The following is a 16882-nucleotide window of genomic DNA, read 5'->3' as shown; positions in this document are numbered from 1 at the left end:
AAAGGGAAGTGGTTCAGCTGACCTTGGCGAGCGCGTCAGCCAGGCCGGTGGTGGAGCGGGCCGGGTGGAAGGGAACGGTGAGGCAGCGGCCGCCCCACCTTTCCACGAGGTCGGCCTCGGGCAGGCGGGCTCCCTTGTAGTCGCCGCCCTTGACCCAGATATCGGGGCGGAGCCGGTCCAGGGCGGCTTCCGGGGTGTCCTCATCGAAGACCATCACCGCGTCCACGCATTCCATGGCAAGGAGCAGTTCGGCCCTGTCGTGCTGGCCGATAATGGGACGCTGCGGGCCTTTGAGCCGCCGCACCGAGTCATCCGAGTTCAGGCAAACGATGAGGCAGTCCCCCAACCCGCGGGCTGCGGTGAGTGACCGGACGTGGCCGGCGTGGATCAGGTCGAAGCAGCCGCCGGTGGCCACCACCGTCCCGCCGCGCTCGCGCACGGAACGGGCCAGGAGCAAGGGTTCGGTGGTGCGCCGGCCGGCAGCCGGCGCCGGATGTCCGGCGGCAGCGTCGGCCCCTGCAGTGTCCGGCAGGGCCGAGACGCCCCCGGCCGCCAGGAAGTCGGCGGCATCGTGGACTGCCAGCGCGGCAGCTTCCGGAAGGTCGCTGCCGGCCAGGAGGTGCACGGCGAGGCTGGCTGCCAGGCGGTCGCCGGCCCCGCAGGGGTCGCCGGCTTCCACCCTTGGCGCGGGGACGGCCCGGGCAGAGGTATCACCCTGCCGCAGCAGGACCGCCCCTTCCTCGCCCCTGGTCACCAGCACGGCCCGGCTGCGCCACCGCTGGAGCAGAATTTCCGCCACGGTGTCTGCCGAGCCTGCAGCGCTTCCGGAACCAGCTTGGACGGCTTTGGTTGCTTCAGAAATGTTCGGTGTCACCACGGCAACCCCGGGCACCGGTTCCGGCCCTGAAGGGTGCGGGTCCCACACGATGGGGACCTCACCCGCCAGCCGGCCCAGCAGCGCGCGGAGCCGGGGGTTGGCCGCCAGCCCCCTGCCGTAGTCGGCGACGATGACCACGCCGGCCTGTTCCACGGCGCGGAGCATCGCCGGGCTCACGTCCGGAACCGGCGATTTTTCACAACCCTGGTCGAAGCGGACCACCGGATGCGAACCCGCCCGGACCCGGGTTTTGACGGGCGAGGGATAGCCACTGGTGCCCGCGACGAGCTGCACCCCGGCCAGGTGTGCACGCAACTGGCTGCCGGCGTCGTCATTGCCAAGGACCGTCACCAGGGTGACGGGCCAGCCGTCCTGGGCCAGCATGCGCGCCACCAGGCCTGCGCCGCCGGCGCGGCGTCGGACACCCGAAATGTCCACCACGGGAACGGGGGCATCCGGGCTGAGCCTGGTGGCCTCACCTGAAAGGTCGACGTCGAGCATCACGTCTCCCACGACGACGATCCTCATGCCCGGCCCCCTCTCGGGAACCCGGCCACTACGGACGGGGTGTGCCGGGCAACCTCAAGATCGAAGGCACGGCAGATGGCATGCAGGGCGATCAGGTGCCCTTCCTGGGCGTTGGCGTTCAGGGCGTCGATCATGACGGCCTGGTCGCAGACGTCCGCCAGCGGATTGGGGCCGGAGCCGGTGAGCGCCCACGTGGTTACGTTGAGCCGGGCCGCCGCTTCTGCGGCGCGCAGCAGGTTGGGGCTCTTGCCGCTGGTGGACAGCAGCATCAGCACGTCGCCGGAACGGCCGTGGGCGCGGACCTGCCGGGAAAAGACCTCGTCGTACCCGTAGTCGTTGGCGATGGCGGTGACCGCCGACGACTCCGCGTGCAGGGAGATGGCGGAGAACGGGACCCGTTCGCTGTCGAACCGGCCCACCAGTTCGGCGGTGAGGTGCTGCGCCTCCGCGGCTGAGCCGCCGTTGCCCGCGGCCAGGATCCGCTGCCCGCGCAGCAGGCGCTGGGCAAGCTCCACGCCCCAGGCGGCCAGCCGGCCGGACTGGCTGCGGAGCGAATCAAGGGCCGGAATGACATTGTCCAGGTGGGTGCGGACGGCCTCGGCGCTGGCGGGGTCCACGAATGTGGCGCCTGGGAGCACCGCGGGCAGCGGCGGTGCTCCGGTGAGGGTACGGAGGTCTGCTTCGCGCAGGGACGATTCGGCAGTCACAGGGCAGCTCCTTCCATCGGTACGTTCCCGGCCGGAACGCTGGCCGGGGCACCGGCCATGGCCAGCTGGTAGGCCTTTTCGGTTTCCGCTGCCACCCGGTCCCAGGAGTAACGGGTGCGTGCGCGCCGCTCCCCGGCCTGGCCGAGTTTTGTCCTGAGGGCGGGGTCTTCCAGCAGCAGTGACAGTGCCGAGGCGATGGCCTCGGGGTCCCGTGGCGGGACGTGCAGGCCCGTGGCATGGTCAACCACCGTGTCCCGGAGGCCGCCCACGGCTGCTGCTACTACCGGGACGCCGCAGGCCATCACCTCGAGCGGGACGATGCCGAACGGTTCGTACCAGGGTGCGCAGACCACGGCATCGGCACTGCGGAAGATGCCGGGCATCTCCGTCCGGGCCACCTGCCCCTGCAGGGTCACGTGTTCAGACACGCCCAGCCCGGCGGCAAGGTCCAGCAGGCGCCGGATCTCGGGGTCGGAGTGCATGACGTTGGTGTCCCCCCCGCCGCCCACGATCAGGAGTTCGACGTCGTCGAATCCCGCCGCCTTGAGGTACGGGAGTGATCGGATCACCAGGTCAACGCCCTTGCGTGGCACCAGCCGCCCCACCGACAGGATCCGGTAGCGGCGCTTTCTTTCGGCCACCGGCCCATTTGCCGAGAAGAAGCCCAGGTCCACCCCACAGGGCGCAATGGAGATCTTGCCGGTGGCGATGCCCATGGCCTTGAGCTCGAAGACCTCGTCTGAGCAGGTAGCGATGATCCGGTCGGCAGCGCGTCCCACGCCGGGTTCCAGCCAGCGGCGTGCCTCCGGGCTGGTGTCCTCCGCGCCCTGGTGCCTCCGCTTGACGGTACCCAGCGCATGGAACGTCTGCAGCATGGGCACGCGGTACCCGGCGTCGGGCCGCCTGGCCGCCTCCAAGGCTGCCAGGCCGGACATCCAGAAGTGGCCGTGCACCACGTCCGGCGGCCGCTGCCCCCAGTCCCTGGCCACGCCGTCCGCGAGGTCGCCCATGTAGGGCAGCAGCTGGTCCTTGGGCACGTGGCGGGCGGGCCCGGCGTCCACGTGGACCACGTCGAACCGGCGCCCCACCCGGACCCGTGCGGGAAGCTCCGTTGCGTCCCTGCGGGTGTAGACGGTGACGTGGTGGCCGCGCTTGGCAAGGGCCTCGGACAGCGCGGCAACATGGACGTTCTGCCCGCCTGCGTCCACGCCGCCCAGTGCCGCCAGCGGACTGGCGTGCTCGGAAATCATGGCGATCTTCATGGTGTCTTCCTCTCCCGTGCCGGAACGAGGATCCGCTCGTCCGGCCGCTCGTTAACGGGGTGCCGGGGCCGGTTCCGCAGGTCCGCCAGGAGCCCATCCCAGCGGTCCTGGAACTTGCCCAGGCCGTAACGCTCCAGCGCCGCCTCCCGGGCGGCGAGTCCCCGCCGTCGGGCTTCATCCGGATTGGCCACCAGCCGCGCCGCACAGCGGAGCAGCTCGTCGACGTCGGCAGAGACCACGCCGGCTTCCTGCGGCACGGCACGTGGGGCCTCAGTGGTGGCAAGCACCACCACCGGCATGCCCAGGTGCATGGCTTCCAGGAGGGACAGCCCCAGCGAGGTCCAGCGCATGGGATGGACGTAGACGCGGCAGCGGGCAAGTTCCCGGTGCAGGTCCCGTGTCTTCAGGTCGCCCCGGGCCGTCACGCGTGAAGCCTCGATTCCGGTGGCTGCCGCCAGGCCTTCCGTCTTCATGCCGAACACTTGCAGCGGAGCCACCGAAGCGAAGGCCGGCAGCAAGTCCGTTCCTGTGACCCGGCCCCGCCGCACAGGTTCGTTGACCACTACCCCCAGTTCCGGCAGCTCACCGGTGTATAGCTGTCCGGGGTCCGGGATTCCGTGCTCGATCACGGTGATGGGAGCGGAGCCGTTGTCCCAGGCCAGGCGGTTGAAATGGGTTACGTGGACCACCGGGATGCGGTCCTGGCCGGCGAGCGGGTGGCTGGTGTTCGGGAAATTTCCCTTGGGGGTGTTGTGCTCCACGAACACGGCCGGCAGGTCGACGCCGGGCTTCCGTCCCAGGTTTCGTACCACTTCATCGATCTCTTCCGGGCGTTGGAGGACGACGGCGTCCACGGCGTCAGCGTCGAGCGTGGCCAGGTCCACCTCCCGCACTGATTCCGGCCAGTCCCTGCCGGCGCGGCCCAGTCCCCACGCGCCGCCTCCGGGCAGGACGGGAAGCAGGTACTCGTGGCGACCGCGGACAAAGGCATCCGTCCAGGAACCGTGGACGTGCCAGAGCAGGATCCTCATCTGTTGCGGGCCTTTCTACGGGTGCTGACGTGCGTGCTGAAGGAGCTCACTCCACTTACCAGGCGCTCCACCGCTGCCACCACTTCCTCCGGCGACACCGAATCGAGGCACGGGTGGCCCGGTACCGGGCAAATCCGGGCCCGGGTCATGCGGCACGGCGCATTTTGGTCTCCGAGGAGTTCCAGCGGCACGCCGTAGGGTGCCCAGCGGATCGCAGGGACCACGGGGGAAAACAGGCAAGCGACAGGCGTGCCCACCGCGGCCGCCAGGTGGGCCGGGCCGGTGTTGCCGCTGATGACCGCATCGGCCCCGGCCATGACGCCCGCCATAGTGGCAAGGTCGGTGCGGCCGCCCAGGTCCAAGGCGGAGGGGCCTGCCACCGTGGCCGTGAGCGACGTCTCGCCGGGACCGCCGGTCACCACCACGCGGTACCCGGCCCCCTGGAGGAGTTCGACGGCGGCAGCATGGTGCAGCGGAGGCCACGCCCTTGCCGGGACGGCCGCGCCGGGGTGGACCACGACGTAGGGTCCGGTACCTACGAGGGCAGCCACTTCGGCCACGGAGTTGATGCGCAGCTTTCCGTCGTCGCCCGCCGGGAGCCGGAAGCCGGCGGCTTCCGCGATGCCCAGCGCCCGTTCCGCTTCGGGCTGGTCCTCGGGGAAGTCCTCCCCCGGTTTCAGGCGGACATCGAGCAGCGAGCCAGCGTAATCCGTGGAGGCACCGGTGATGCGCTCCACGCCTGCCAGGCGCAGCAGGAGAGCCAGCGGCAGGGGCGATTGGTGGAAGGAAGTGAGGATGACGGCTTCGGTGATGCGGGAATTGCGCACGTATTCGATCAGGCGGTCCGCATGCGGGCCCGTCATCCGCGGCGCCGGGTTCATGATCCACGGGCTGTCCCAGCTGTAGACGTCATCGACGCCCGGGAGCATGGCAGCGGCGGCTTCACCCTGCCGGCCGCACAGCATCACCACGTGGTTGGTGCTGCCGCCGTGCTGGGCGCGGCCGTTGGCCACCGCGCGGACGGCCGGGCCGGAGAGGAGGACATCGCCCATGCTGTCCAGCCGGGCCACCAGGACGCGCCCCATCAGGGCAGCTCCTGCAGCAGGCCCACGGCTAAGGACAGGTCGGAGGCGACCAGCCGCGCCGCGGCCACCTCCTCGGCGCGGGTCACGGGCGTGGGGACCAGGACCCCGGTGGCGCCGGCAGCTTCGGCGGCCCCCACGTCGGCGCCAATGTCCCCGATAAGGGCGGCTTCCGATTCGTGGATCCCAAGTTTGCGGCAGGCGCTGTGCACCATGCCGGGAGCCGGCTTGCGGCAGGAACAGCTGTCCTGTTCCGCGTGGGGGCAGACCTCCCACACATCGAACGGCCCCAGGAGTTCTTCCACCCGGGCATTGACTTTTGCCACGTCGTCGGCCGTGATCAGGCCGCGGGCGATGCCCGACTGGTTACTGACAACCCCAGTGGCAATTCCTGCCGCCCGCAGGCCATCCAGCACCTCTTTCGCGCCGGCCATCGGCCGTACCTTGCCGGGATCCCCGTTGTAGGGCACATCGACAACCAGGGTTCCGTCCCTGTCGAACAGGACAGCCCGGAGCGTGGACATTTCAGAGCTTCCCATAGCCAACCAGTTCCCTTCTGCTGTTGCTCCTAAACAAGGCCCCGTGCCTTTTGGCCGCATCCGCGGCGTACCGGTACCCACCTTGAACAGGCAAGATAAGGAGTGCGCCGCGCAGGCGTTGGGACTGCTACGCCGTGCCGGCGATGCAGCTCTGCGCAGCAACAGCCACTTCTGCTGCGTACCGGTACCCGCAGCGGTGCCCGCCGGAGCGTGCAGTGCGGCCGCTACCTGGCCCCCGTGCCGCCGTGGCGCCGGTCCGCCCGCTTCGCGGCGGTGGAGTGTCCGGCCCTCAGCGGCCGGTGGAAGGGCGCAACCGTGTTGGCAGGGTGGCCCCGCCGGCCTGCGCCGCCCGGCGTTGCATCGCCGAGGGCCCCGTCCACTGCTCCGGCACGGGCGCCTTCCTCCAGCCTGCGATGCAGTTCCACCAGCACCTTGGCCAGGCGGCGGGAAACCTGCATCTGGGACATGCCCAACCGCTTCCCCAGCTGCACCTGGGTTTCCTCGCAGAAGTAGCGGCGGTACAGGAGCTCGCGGTCCGAGTCGTTCAGGTCCTGCATGGCGTCGCGCAGGCAGGACAGTTCTTCAAGGCGCTCCAGCGGTGTCTCGGGGCACGCCAGCACCTCGCCGATGGATGGTGCATCCGAGTTGGGGTTGACCGCGTCCAGGGAATCGGGGTGCATGCTGCTGGACGCCGACATGGCCTCCTGCACCTCGGCCGGATCGCTCCCCAGTTCGCTGGCCAGCTCCATCACGCTGGGATTCCTTCCCAGCGACTGGGTCAACTCCGGCTCTGCCCGGAACAGCCGGGTCCTCAGGTCCTGGATGTGGCGCGGCGGGCGGACCACCCAGGTCCGGTCGCGGAGGTACCGCTTGAGTTCGCCGGTGATGGTGGGCGCAGCGTAGGCGGGGAAACTTTCCCCCTTGGCCTGGTCGAAGCCACGGGCTGCCTTGACCAGGCCCAGATAGGCAACCTGGTTCAGGTCTGCCCGCTCCCTGCCGCGGGCTTCGAAGCGCGCAGCCAAGGCTTCTGCAAGGTCCAGGTATTTGAGGACCAAATCGTTTTCGAACGTCTCGCGAAGCCGCCCGGAGGTGGCGGGCGGAGTGTGGTTTTGTGCTGGTACCGGCTGCCGGCGGTGGACGGGCGCAGCGTCGACGGCAAATGCGGCAAAGGATTCGGGCATGAGTGTTGATTTCCCTCGGTCTGGTTCCGAAAGCCTGCGGCAAGACTTAGAAGTAGGAAATCATAAGCTTGCTTATAAAACAATGCTCCTCCGCTATAAGCTCTGAAAGTAGGGGGAACTGGATCGAGCCGCCAAGGAGTCTTAGGTATGCGCATCGCCATTACGGGAGCCAGCGGAAACGCGGGGACAGCACTGCTGCGCAACCTGCAGCGCCAGCTGGCCAGGAAGCCCGGCAGCCTGCAACTGGTGGGAATCAGCCGCAGGCTTCCCGATACGTCCGGGGAACCCTACAGCGGCGTGCAGTGGCACACCCTGGATGTGGGCCTGGAGCGGGACATGCCCCTGTTGGAAAAAGCGCTGGCCGGGGTCGATGCAGTGGTCCATTTGGCATGGCAGATCCAGCCGAACCGCGATCTGGATCTTCTGCACCGGACCAATGTCACGGGGACCGGAAATGTCCTGAAGGCGGCTGCACGCGCGGGAGTCAAGCAGGTTGTCTGCGCTTCCTCGGTGGGCGCGTACAAGGCGTCCGGCAAGGACCAGCGGCGGGACGAGTCATGGCCGGCAGATGGCATGGCAGGCTCGCATTACAGCCGGCACAAGGCAGAGCAGGAGAAGCTCCTGGACGGATTCATGGCCGCACACCCGGACATCGCCGTCGCGCGGCTGCGCCCTGCGCTGATCTTCCAAGGACAGGCCGGGGCTGAAATTGGCAGGTACTTCCTTGGCCGCGTCTTGTCCCGGCTGGTACCACCCAGGCCATGGCTGCCCATCCTCCCGGTCCCTGACAACCTGGTTTTCCAGGCAGTCCATGCGGACGACGTTGCGGAGGCCTATTGGCGGGCAGTCGACCAGCGCGCCAGCGGAGCCTTCAATATTGCCGCCGAGCCGGTCCTCACGCCCCAGGAACTGGGCCGCATCTTCGGCGCGAAGAGGATCCTGCCCATCCCCATGCGGCTGCTCCACGCACTGGTGGACCTGACGTGGCGGGCCCGGCTGCAGCCCACAGACGCCGGATGGGTGGAGATGGCTGCCGGCGCCCCGATCATGGACACCAGCCGCGCGGAACGCATCCTGGCCTGGGAGCCGAAAGTGGCATCGATCGATGCCGTCAAGGAGCTGCTTGTGGGCATGGGAACGGGGGAAGGAGTCAGTCCCTCCCCGCCCTCAAACCCCGCGCCCGCTAGGCGCAGGAGCGGCCGGCCGGCTGCTCCGGCGCCTATGCGTCAGCCCTGGTACCCTGGCCAGGGGATGCCGGGAGCATCTGTGCCGGCGCCATTGATTGAAGCGTCGATTAGATGCCGGCGCCCTGGTCGCCGCCCCGGTCGCTTCGCACGTCTTCGCCCGCGGCGGCATCCCTGGTCTCTGCATGGCGCCTCCGTCCCGGCTCGGCCTCCGGCGCCCTGTCGCCTGCACCGGCAGCGGGAAATTCGCGGTCCCCGCCAAGGCCCCGTCCAGCGTCGTCGCGCCCATCGTCAACATAGCCCGGCTCCCCCCGCGAACCAGCCCCAACATCTGCGGCGGAACCTGACTGGGAGGCACTGCGTCCGGCGTGGCCCAGCCCTTCGTTTGCATCATGCCTGGCGCCATAGGCTTCGGTGCGGTCCTGCCGGGCGTCGTGTATTACGCGACGATCCGTCCCGGCGTCGTGCGTTTGCGGACGCTCCGAACCGGCGCCATACCCCTGGGGTCGATCCTGCCCGGCGTCGTGGACATCGTGACGATCGTGCCCGGCATCCACTCCGCCCCGCTCCTCCCGGGCGTCCTGCACCACGCGGCGGTCCTGCCGGCTGCCGTCCGGGCCGACGTCGGGATCAAGCTCGTCTGCCTTCCGGGCGCGGCTGGCAACGTCGCCCCGAAGGGACTGGGCTTCCTTGCTGCGCTGTTCAGCCTCTTTTTGCAGCCGCGCTGCATCTACCTTGGCCTGCTCCGCATCCGCACGGGCCCGGATGGCCTTCGCTTCACGCTCGCGGGCATCGATTTCCATGTTCTCGGCTTCGCGCCGGATCTCGGCCGCCTTCTCCCGGTGTTCCTGGTCCCGCTTTTCCTGCATTGCCTTCCGGCGCCTGCCTCCGGCCAGGAGCAGCAGCACGATCAGCGCCACCACAACAACGGCAACTACAACCCATACCCATGGAGCTGTGTCCACGTTTCCCACCACTTTCCACTTCGTTGTGACCGGGCAGGCCCTCGCCTTCCGGCTGACATTTTTGGAACGGTTATAACTCGTTTAGCAAGGGTACTTACCTTTCATTAGTAATCATGCTTATCATTTTACGGCCAGTATTGCTGGTTCTTGATCAACAACCGGCCTTCTTGGAAAGAGAGCGAAGATGACAGAGAACCAATGGCCCCAGGACCCCGCCTACACGGCTCCGCCGGCCAATACAGGAATTCCCGGCGAGCGGCCGCCCGCCACCTTCCCCTCCACCGCCGCTCCCCTTGAGGGCGACAGCCAGGCTGGTGACACCTACGGCTCCTCCCGCAAGGACGCAGCCAAGGACGAAGCTGCCGACGTAGCCCGTACCGCAGCAGGGTCCGCGCAGAATGTGGCCCGGACGGCGAAGGACGAGGCTGCGAACGTTTCGCATGAGGCGAAGGCAAATGCGCAGGACCTGCTGGGACAGGCGAAGTCAGGCCTGACCAGCCAGGCAGGCACGCAGCAGCAGAAGGCTGCCGAGGGCATCCGCAACATCTCCACCCAGCTGCACAGCATGGCCAGCGCCCCGGACCAGCAGGGCATGGCCAGTGACCTGGTCCGCCAGGCAGCGGAGCGCACCTCCTCGATGGCCACCTGGCTGGAAAACCGGGAACCGGGTGACCTCCTGAACGAGGTCCAGCGCTTCGCCCGGAACAAGCCCGGGACCTTCCTGCTCCTCGCCGCCGGCGCCGGCGTCCTGGCCGGCCGCCTCACCCGCGGCCTCACCGCAGGCCCGCCCGAAGCATCGGCGTCCACTGCTGCCGGCACCGGTGTTGGCGGCCAATACGCGGGCAGCACCTACGGCGACCAGTACAACCAGTCGTACCCGGTAGCGGGCGGGACAGTTCCTCCTCCGCCGGTCCAGCTTCCCGGCCCGGCCACCACCACGGCAGGATACGACGGCGGCGCTCCCGGCAGCAGCTACCCTGAATCAGCGGGGGCGGCGAGCGGGCTGGACAGTCCGCAACTCGTGGAAGAGCCATGGTCCGGTAACCAACTCTCGGACGATCCGCTCCGTGACCGCGCCCTCGCCGACGATCCCATGGCCAACGATCCCCTCACCCAGGACCGCACCCCGGGCGGCCAGGCGGGTGGTTTGTGATGAGCAGCCAGATACCGGAGCCGCCGCCCAGCGCGGCGCATGTGAAAGCGGATAACGCCTCGATCGGTGAACTCCTCGGGGACGTGACCCGTGACCTGTCCACCCTGATGCGCCAGGAAGTGGAACTGGCCAAGGCCGAACTCAAACAATCCACCTCCCGCGCGGGCAAAGGCGCCGGCATGCTCGCCGGCGCCGGCGTGGGCGGCCACTTCGTCCTGGTCTTCCTCTCCCTGGCCCTGATGTTCGCCCTCGGCGCCGTCATGGCCCTGGGCTGGGCGGCGCTGATCGTCGCCGTGCTCTGGGCCATCATCGCCGCCGTCCTGGCCTCCATCGGCCGGAAGGAACTCAAACAGATCAAGGGCCTGCCCCAAACCGGGGAAACCCTCGCAGAAATACCCCCAACCCTAAAACCAGGTGAGGTAAACCGATGAGCGAAAACCCCGATGCCATCCGCGCAGACATAGAAGCCACCCGGGCCCGCCTGGGCACCAACGTCGACGCCGTGGCCGACAAAGTCACTCCGTCCAACATCGTCCACCGCCAAACCGACAAGGTCCGCGACGCCGTGACCGGGGTGAAGGAGAAAATCATGGGCGCAGCAGACCACGCCACCACCAAGGTTCACGACACCACCGCCACCGGGACCGGACACACCACCAACGCCCTAAACACCGCCGGCGACAACCTCCACCAGGCAGGAGACGCGGTCTCCGCGAAACTCTCCGACGCCGGCCAGGCCGTCTCCAACGCCCCGGACCAGGTCAAAGCCAAAACCGCCGGGAACCCCCTGGCCGCCGGGCTCATCGCGTTCGGCGCCGGCATGCTCATCTCCTCCCTGATCCCCGCCAGCGAGAAGGAACGCGAAGCCGCGGACCAACTCAAAACCGCCGCCCAGCCCCTGGCAACCCAGGTCACCGACGCCGCCAAAACCATGGCCCAGGACCTCAAGGAACCCGCCCAGGAAGCCATGGACAACGTCAAAGCCACCGCCACCGACGCCGCCCACAACGTCAAAACCGAAGGCCAAAACGCCGCCACCGACGTCAAAGACCGCGCCACAGACGCCAAAGACAACATCCAAAACACCTAGCCCCCCCCCCCGCGGCACTGTAAGGCAACAGTTTGATCGGCAGGCCGGCACCGCGATCCGCGGGCCGGCCTGTCCCCTTGGCCCCCTGATTGAGAGGACACCCCATGGCCACTCACGACACATCCGAGACCAGTACCGCCAAGGCGGGCCAGGCTCCGGCCCCCGATGACTCGAGGAAACCTGCCAGCCCCAGGGACCTGGATAAACCGTCCTGGAAATACATCGCCAGGAAGACGCTCCGGGAATTCAGCAAGGACCAGTGCCCCGACCTCGCAGCGGCCCTGACGTATTACGCGGTTCTCTCGCTGTTCCCGGCCCTGCTGGCACTGGTATCGCTCCTTGGCCTGTTTGGGGACCCGCAGAAGACCACCAATGCACTGCTGGAAATCGTGCGCGGCTTCGCTCCGGCGGAAACCGTGAATACCATCAGCGGGCCGGTTTCGGAACTGACCAGCGCCCCGGCGGCCGGATTCACCCTTGTTATTGGCCTCGTAACCGCGCTGTGGTCCGCCTCCGGTTATGTCGGAGCCTTTGGCCGGGCCATGAACAGGGTCTACGAGGTGGATGAGGGCCGGGCTTTCGTGAAGCTCCGTGGAACCATGCTCGGCGTCACGCTCCTGGCTGTGGTCATCGTGGCCATGCTGGCCGGCATGCTGGTCCTCAGCGGCCCGGTTTCCGAGGCCGTGGGCGGCCTGATCGGCCTCAGCGGGCCGTTCCTCATGGTCTGGAACATCGCCAAGTGGCCGGTGATGATCGCCCTGATCATCGCCATCATTGCCGTGCTGTATTACGCCACTCCCAACGTCAAGCAGCCGAAATTCCGGTGGATGAGCATGGGGTCCGGGATTGCCCTGGTGGTCTTCCTGATCGCCTCACTGGGATTCGGTTTCTACGTGGGGAACTTCGGCAACTACAACAAGACGTACGGGGCGTTGGGCAGTGTCATCATCATGCTGCTGTGGCTCTGGATCCTGAACATGTCGCTTCTTTTCGGCGCCGAGTTTGACGCGGAAGTGGAACGCGGCCGCGAACTGCAGGCCGGGATCAAGGCCGAGGAAACCATCCAGCTGCCGCCGCGGGACACGAAGAAGAGCGAGAAGCTGCAGAAGCAGGTCGAAGAAGACATCAAGCATGGCCGTGACCTCCGGGAAAAGTACGCCGCGGAGAGTGGCCGGCAGGGCTCCGGCGAGGACCGGGACAGGCAGCCTGCCCGCAACGGCCGGGACGCGGACCGGCCAGGTGAGCGGCACCGCGACAGGGTCCGCGACAAGGTGCAGCACCGTGCCGAAAGCGGGGAGTCCGACGACGGAATCCGGCGGGGCGGGAGCGCTTAAGCAGGCAGGCGCAACCGCGGCGCAGAGGGACTAGGCAGGACCTTCGGGATGGAGGAAAATTCATCCTAGAGGTCCTGTTTGGTTTTCCCGGGCGGCAGCACCCCCGGGGCAATACGGGGTCGGCGGTGAGATGGCCTCTTCTGAGACCGAGGCCAGTCCCCCCAGTCGCCGTCGGCCCCCTCAGGCCCGCCCGTGCACCCCGTTCGCGGCGACGCCGCGCCACTGTACACGGGCCCCTCCCCACAGGCCCAACCGGCCCGGAACCAACTGGACAAGCACGCGGAACTGCAATACTTTCGTGAATACCTCGCCGGGATTCCCCGGAAGACCGGCAAGGCCGCTGAAGCAGTCGGCGGGATTACTGTCAACCATTTGTGAGCGGACATGCCTGCTATCCATTTTGAACAGTTTCTTGCCGAAGCAGTCGTTGCGGACAGGGAGCCCGGACTGGGTCTCCGACGCGACGAGCTATACGGTCTCTACACAAGCTGGTGCCTCCTGCATAAAGCGGAACTCCAGCCGCCGGCAGCCCTTTGGGACGCCCTGCACAACGCCGGCATCAACCCGGACAGCAACAACCTTTCCATGACAGGACCGGCCGCCGCTGACTACATCGTTGCCAGCGCCCCGGACCTGGTCTGACAGGGATACCACCCCCGCCGTCAGCGCGTTGCAGCTAAGGCCGGGCGAGTGCCAGGAGATAAGCGGCGAACCCCTGCGGTGCCCGTCCCGCAGTCCGTCCTGATGTGAGGACCCGGGTGGTGTCCGTGGCGACGATGCGTGCGCCGCTGTGCCGAAGCCGGGCCACCAGGGCCTGGTCTTCATCGAAATCGACGCCGGGAAAGCCTCCGGCCGCAAGGTAGGACGACGCCCGGACCCCCAGGTTGGCACCGTAGACATGGGGGTGGTTCTCGGTGCTGGCGTGCCGGGCGTGCCAGCGGGCCAGGAGCTCGTGGTGCATGCCGTGGGGGTCCGGCTGAACGGTGCCCAGGACAACATCGGTGCCTCCGGCGGCCAGTTCCAATTGCCGCAGCAGCCAGTGCCCGGGAACACAGGAATCCGCATCTGTGTTGGCCAGCCAGATTCCCCGCATTGGATCTGCCGGCGCACCGGACTGCGCAGGACCGCCGGCGTTCTCCAACGCCGCCCGCACACCGGCCTGCCGGCTCTTACCCACGCTCCCGAAGTTCGCCGAAAGCAGCACGCACCGCGGATCGCCCGCAACTGCGTCGGCGGCCACCGCCGGGGACCGGTCCGTGCAACCATCCAGGACGACGACCACCTGCACGGCAACATCCGGCACTTCCGACTCGACCCGGTCGGCCGCGTGCCTGACGGCGGTGAGAGCCCGTTCCAGGTGCTGCTCCTCGTTGTGGGCCGGAATGACCACTGCCACGTGCCGGATGCCGTGGTTTGCCTGGCCACCCGGCGTCGTTGGACCACCGTTGCCCGGGACAGTCCTGGTCATCCCGGCTCCCGGTCCGGAGCCACCAGGACTTCCAGCACAAAGTCGCGCTCCTGGTACAGCCCGGAAGTCCGCCAACCAAGCCGCTGCCGGGCCAGGGTGTGGACGGTGTCCCCGTCGAGCTCCCACCCTTCGATGGGATGCCGCCAGTGGCACAAGAGCAGGGTTCCGCCAGGTTCCAGGGATGCCTCCACCCTGTCCCACAGCCGGGCCAGCTCGGCAGGGGCCAGGTAGTAGCCCACTTCCGAGACCACCACCAGGTCGTACGTTCCTCCGGGCCAGGATCCAGGCAGCACGCGTTGTTCGACCCGGACCCCCGGCGTGCCCGCCAGCAGGTCTTCGGCGCGGCGCACGGCGGTTCCGCTGGCGTCCACCGCCAACAGGTTGTGGCAGCGGGCAGCCAGCTCGGCCGTCAGTGTTCCGATGGAGCAGCCCACTTCCAGCCCGCGCTCATAGCCTTCCTCCGGGAGGGCGGCCAGGGTGAGGGCCCGTTTGCGGCGCTCGTACCAACTCCTGCCGTAGTTCCAGGGATCCTTGGAATGGTCGTGGACGCCGTCGAATACCGCCTCTGCGTCCGCGCTGGAATGCAACGGGCCGGGTGAACCGGGCGCCGGGGTCCAGGCGAAGACTTCATAGCCTCGCCCGAAGTGCTCCAGGAAAGCGGCGCTGAGCAGGGTTTCGTCCCCGGGGAGGGGCGAAAGCGGCTGCACCTGGGTTGCGTGCTCCTCCATGGCGCGCTTTTTGGCCCGCCGGGCGCGTTCATCGAGATGGAAGCGGACCCACTGCTGCCGGTCCAGGTCGCCCGGCGTGGCCCAGTGCCAAAACCAGATTGGATATTCCAGGAGGGCGTGGCCGTCGCGGCGGGCAACCTCTGCCGCTGCCGCCCCCAGCGCGTCGTGGTCACCGTGGCCGTCGGCCCGGTACGGAGCAACGATGGCCAGCTGGTCCGGGCGGCCGGGGAGCCGCCGAACGGCGTCCCGGATGGCGCCGGCAACCGCTTCCGCATGGCCGGCCAGTCCCCGGTCCGGCAGACCGATGAACGTCCAGCGGTCCGCCAGGCCAAGGGCGTCCAGGGCCGCGGAAAATTCGGCAAGCCGGACGGCAGCCAGCTGCTCGGGGGTGGTGCTGGGTGAGTCCGGATGTGACCCCTCCCCCGCAGTGCAGAGCACGACTTCCACCCCGGCTCCCAGGGCCGCCAACGTGGCCATCAGCCCACCGGCACCAAGAGTTTCGTCATCCGGATGCGCCGCCAGGACAACGAACCGCATGCCCGACAATTCGGCCGGATTGAGCGGCAGCTCAGGGGCCACAGCCAGGCCGCTCCGGGTCCAGGCTGCTTCACTGGTGCCATCGTCCGTGTGCGAAAAGGTCACCACGGGCAGTCCCCCTTGAGCGCGAGCCGGCCCAGCTGGGCATCATCCCGCGCACCGTGATGCTGCCGGACGTAGAGGGCCAGGTCCGCCATCCTCTTGGCGTACTTTTCGTCAAAGGCGAGCGGCCCGGGCCCGCGGTTGGAGCCCACCAGGTGAAGGACACGTTCGACGGCGGCGGCAACAGTCCCCCGGACACGCTGGGCCTCGCTCCAGGTGCTTTGGTTCCCGTCAGCACCGAGCGATCCGTCATCAATGCGGGCTGCGGTGCGGGCAAGGTACTGGAGGGCGGCTGCGATGGTCCGGTCCACCTCACCCAAAGCCGCGAGCGCCAGCTGGTCCGGTTCCCGTCCGGCTCCGGCACCGGCGAGCAGCCCGTCCCGGAAGTCCCGCGCAACCCCCACGGCGCCGCCCAGCCAGCAGGCGGCGACGCCCATCCCGCCCCAGGCGAAACCGGGCCGGCTGTGGTACCAGCCGGTACCTCCCACAGGTGTTGCCGGGACCTGGTCGAAGTGCACGCTTCCGCTGGGTATCTCCCGGAGCCCGCGTGCGATCCAGGCCGGTTCCTCGCATTGCACCCCTGGGTGGCGAAGGCTGACAGCGAAAGCCGCCCTGCCGCCGTCGTCCGTATGGGCAGTGACGATGGCGCAGTCCAGCCTGCCTGCAAGTGAACACCAGGGCTTGGTCCCGTTGAGGACCACCCCGGTGCCTTCGGAGCGCGCCTCGAGCCTGGCATTGGGCGCCTCTGCGGCGAAGACGCCCCAGGATGCGTCGGCGGCACCTGCAGGCATGGGCTGGTCCACCGGGGAAGAATTGGCGGCCTGGGCGAGGATGGCGACGGCGTCGAGGTGCGGCTCGAACACCCTTGCGGCCGCCACATCGACGGCGGCCACGGAGGCGAGGAGCTCCCACAACACCATGGTGCGCCCCTCACCAGGCCGTGGCCAGGTGTGCCCGGCGTCCACGGCAAGGTCCAGCAGGGCGGGCACGTCACCGGCAGTACCGCCGGCTGAGTCAAGGATTGGAAACCACGGGGAGAGCCCGGCGGGAGTGGAGCCCAGGAGCACAGGAGTAGTTGTCGCTGGCAAGTACGTCCTCCATGAAAGGTGTCCGG

At 68.3% G+C, this 16882-nt stretch carries 16 protein-coding genes and 1 pseudogene; 6 read left to right on the top strand and 11 right to left on the bottom strand.

Going from position 1 to position 16882, the window contains the following annotated elements; all coding sequences use genetic code 11:
* Positions 1–13: 13 nt before the first annotated feature.
* The 7 genes from NIBR502770_RS20275 to NIBR502770_RS20245 all read right to left on the bottom strand — a co-directional run bounded on the left by NIBR502770_RS20275 (position 14) and on the right by NIBR502770_RS20245 (position 7207).
* Positions 14–1405 (bottom strand): PfkB family carbohydrate kinase, encoded by a 1392-nt coding sequence (locus NIBR502770_RS20275; RefSeq protein ID WP_141183155.1) that lies wholly within the window; start codon positions 1403–1405, stop codon positions 14–16.
* Positions 1402–2112, bottom strand: a complete 711-nt coding sequence (locus NIBR502770_RS20270; RefSeq protein WP_141183154.1) for an SIS domain-containing protein — start codon at positions 2110–2112, stop codon at positions 1402–1404. Before NIBR502770_RS20270 ends, NIBR502770_RS20275 begins: the two co-directional genes overlap by 4 nt.
* Positions 2109–3374 (bottom strand): glycosyltransferase, encoded by a 1266-nt coding sequence (locus NIBR502770_RS20265; protein ID WP_141183153.1) that lies wholly within the window; start codon positions 3372–3374, stop codon positions 2109–2111. The genes NIBR502770_RS20270 and NIBR502770_RS20265 overlap by 4 nt, the downstream gene beginning before the upstream one ends.
* The gene (locus NIBR502770_RS20260) at positions 3371–4405 is read right to left on the bottom strand and encodes a glycosyltransferase (protein WP_141158381.1); all 1035 of its coding nucleotides are present in this window, start codon (positions 4403–4405) and stop codon (positions 3371–3373) included. Before NIBR502770_RS20260 ends, NIBR502770_RS20265 begins: the two co-directional genes overlap by 4 nt.
* Entirely contained in the window at positions 4402–5490 is a 1089-nt protein-coding gene (locus tag NIBR502770_RS20255) for a glycosyltransferase family 9 protein (RefSeq protein ID WP_141183152.1), read from the bottom strand. Before NIBR502770_RS20255 ends, NIBR502770_RS20260 begins: the two co-directional genes overlap by 4 nt.
* Positions 5490–6026, bottom strand: a complete 537-nt coding sequence (locus tag NIBR502770_RS20250; RefSeq protein ID WP_141183151.1) for an HAD-IIIA family hydrolase — start codon at positions 6024–6026, stop codon at positions 5490–5492. The genes NIBR502770_RS20255 and NIBR502770_RS20250 overlap by 1 nt, the downstream gene beginning before the upstream one ends.
* A 224-nt stretch (positions 6027–6250) precedes the next feature.
* Positions 6251–7207 carry a sigma-70 family RNA polymerase sigma factor gene (locus NIBR502770_RS20245; protein ID WP_141183150.1) on the bottom strand — a complete coding sequence of 319 codons (957 nt, stop codon included), beginning with the start codon at positions 7205–7207 and terminating at the stop codon, positions 6251–6253.
* Positions 7208–7354: 147 nt separating this feature from the next.
* On the opposite strand from NIBR502770_RS20245, the pseudogene NIBR502770_RS20240 reads away from it, so the two are divergent.
* A pseudogene (locus tag NIBR502770_RS20240) lies at positions 7355–8383 on the top strand (NAD-dependent epimerase/dehydratase family protein); the annotation flags it as partial.
* Positions 8384–8501: 118 nt separating this feature from the next.
* Here NIBR502770_RS20240 and ccmD read toward each other — a convergent pair.
* Complete coding sequence (gene ccmD, locus NIBR502770_RS20235; protein WP_141183149.1) at positions 8502–9356, bottom strand: heme exporter protein CcmD; 855 nt, start codon at positions 9354–9356, stop codon at positions 8502–8504.
* Positions 9357–9540: 184 nt separating this feature from the next.
* Here ccmD and NIBR502770_RS20230 point away from each other — a divergent pair, with 184 nt between their 5' ends.
* From NIBR502770_RS20230 to NIBR502770_RS20210, 5 genes are all read left to right on the top strand, one after another.
* Positions 9541–10509 (top strand): hypothetical protein, encoded by a 969-nt coding sequence (locus NIBR502770_RS20230; protein ID WP_141183148.1) that lies wholly within the window; start codon positions 9541–9543, stop codon positions 10507–10509.
* Positions 10509–10940, top strand: a complete 432-nt coding sequence (locus tag NIBR502770_RS20225; protein ID WP_141158388.1) for a phage holin family protein — start codon at positions 10509–10511, stop codon at positions 10938–10940. The genes NIBR502770_RS20230 and NIBR502770_RS20225 overlap by 1 nt, the downstream gene beginning before the upstream one ends.
* The gene (locus tag NIBR502770_RS20220; protein ID WP_141182869.1) at positions 10937–11599 is read left to right on the top strand and encodes a DUF3618 domain-containing protein; all 663 of its coding nucleotides are present in this window, start codon (positions 10937–10939) and stop codon (positions 11597–11599) included. The genes NIBR502770_RS20225 and NIBR502770_RS20220 overlap by 4 nt, the downstream gene beginning before the upstream one ends.
* A 104-nt stretch (positions 11600–11703) precedes the next feature.
* Positions 11704–12933 (top strand): YhjD/YihY/BrkB family envelope integrity protein, encoded by a 1230-nt coding sequence (locus NIBR502770_RS20215; protein ID WP_141183147.1) that lies wholly within the window; start codon positions 11704–11706, stop codon positions 12931–12933.
* Between the two features lie 384 nt (positions 12934–13317).
* Positions 13318–13575 (top strand): hypothetical protein, encoded by a 258-nt coding sequence (locus NIBR502770_RS20210; protein WP_141158391.1) that lies wholly within the window; start codon positions 13318–13320, stop codon positions 13573–13575.
* A 34-nt stretch (positions 13576–13609) separates the two neighbouring features.
* Here the strand turns inward: NIBR502770_RS20210 and NIBR502770_RS20205 are convergent, their stop codons facing one another.
* The 3 genes from NIBR502770_RS20205 to NIBR502770_RS20195 are packed head-to-tail and all read right to left on the bottom strand — an operon-like array spanning position 13610 to position 16856.
* Complete coding sequence (locus tag NIBR502770_RS20205; RefSeq protein ID WP_141183146.1) at positions 13610–14401, bottom strand: glycosyltransferase family 2 protein; 792 nt, start codon at positions 14399–14401, stop codon at positions 13610–13612.
* On the bottom strand, positions 14398–15774 hold the full coding sequence (locus NIBR502770_RS20200; RefSeq protein ID WP_141158392.1) for a bifunctional PIG-L family deacetylase/class I SAM-dependent methyltransferase: 1377 nt from the start codon (positions 15772–15774) through the stop codon (positions 14398–14400). The genes NIBR502770_RS20205 and NIBR502770_RS20200 overlap by 4 nt, the downstream gene beginning before the upstream one ends.
* Positions 15768–16856, bottom strand: coding sequence for an acyl-CoA dehydrogenase family protein (locus tag NIBR502770_RS20195; RefSeq protein WP_371416480.1), 1089 nt, complete (start codon positions 16854–16856; stop codon positions 15768–15770). The genes NIBR502770_RS20200 and NIBR502770_RS20195 overlap by 7 nt, the downstream gene beginning before the upstream one ends.
* Positions 16857–16882: the final 26 nt, after the last annotated feature.

Source organism: Pseudarthrobacter sp. NIBRBAC000502770, from assembly GCF_006517815.1.
Classification (GTDB): domain Bacteria; phylum Actinomycetota; class Actinomycetes; order Actinomycetales; family Micrococcaceae; genus Arthrobacter; species Arthrobacter niigatensis.
The sequence above is the reverse complement of the archived record's forward strand: the minus strand, read 5'-3'. Positions and strand labels throughout refer to the sequence as shown.

What these genes read in the sequence shown, in the direction of transcription:
- NIBR502770_RS20220 (WP_141182869.1), top strand. Translation starts at nt 10,937, where the DNA reads ATGAGCGAAAACCCCGATGCCATCCGCGCAGACATAGAAGCCACCCGG.
- NIBR502770_RS20250 (WP_141183151.1), bottom strand. Translation starts at nt 6,026, where the DNA reads ATGGGAAGCTCTGAAATGTCCACGCTCCGGGCTGTCCTGTTCGACAGG.
- NIBR502770_RS20265 (WP_141183153.1), bottom strand. Translation starts at nt 3,374, where the DNA reads ATGAAGATCGCCATGATTTCCGAGCACGCCAGTCCGCTGGCGGCACTG.
- NIBR502770_RS20260 (WP_141158381.1), bottom strand. Translation starts at nt 4,405, where the DNA reads ATGAGGATCCTGCTCTGGCACGTCCACGGTTCCTGGACGGATGCCTTT.
- NIBR502770_RS20255 (WP_141183152.1), bottom strand. Translation starts at nt 5,490, where the DNA reads ATGGGGCGCGTCCTGGTGGCCCGGCTGGACAGCATGGGCGATGTCCTC.
- NIBR502770_RS20210 (WP_141158391.1), top strand. Translation starts at nt 13,318, where the DNA reads ATGCCTGCTATCCATTTTGAACAGTTTCTTGCCGAAGCAGTCGTTGCG.
- NIBR502770_RS20230 (WP_141183148.1), top strand. Translation starts at nt 9,541, where the DNA reads ATGACAGAGAACCAATGGCCCCAGGACCCCGCCTACACGGCTCCGCCG.
- NIBR502770_RS20245 (WP_141183150.1), bottom strand. Translation starts at nt 7,207, where the DNA reads ATGCCCGAATCCTTTGCCGCATTTGCCGTCGACGCTGCGCCCGTCCAC.
- NIBR502770_RS20205 (WP_141183146.1), bottom strand. Translation starts at nt 14,401, where the DNA reads ATGACCAGGACTGTCCCGGGCAACGGTGGTCCAACGACGCCGGGTGGC.
- NIBR502770_RS20275 (WP_141183155.1), bottom strand. Translation starts at nt 1,405, where the DNA reads ATGAGGATCGTCGTCGTGGGAGACGTGATGCTCGACGTCGACCTTTCA.
- NIBR502770_RS20215 (WP_141183147.1), top strand. Translation starts at nt 11,704, where the DNA reads ATGGCCACTCACGACACATCCGAGACCAGTACCGCCAAGGCGGGCCAG.
- NIBR502770_RS20225 (WP_141158388.1), top strand. Translation starts at nt 10,509, where the DNA reads ATGAGCAGCCAGATACCGGAGCCGCCGCCCAGCGCGGCGCATGTGAAA.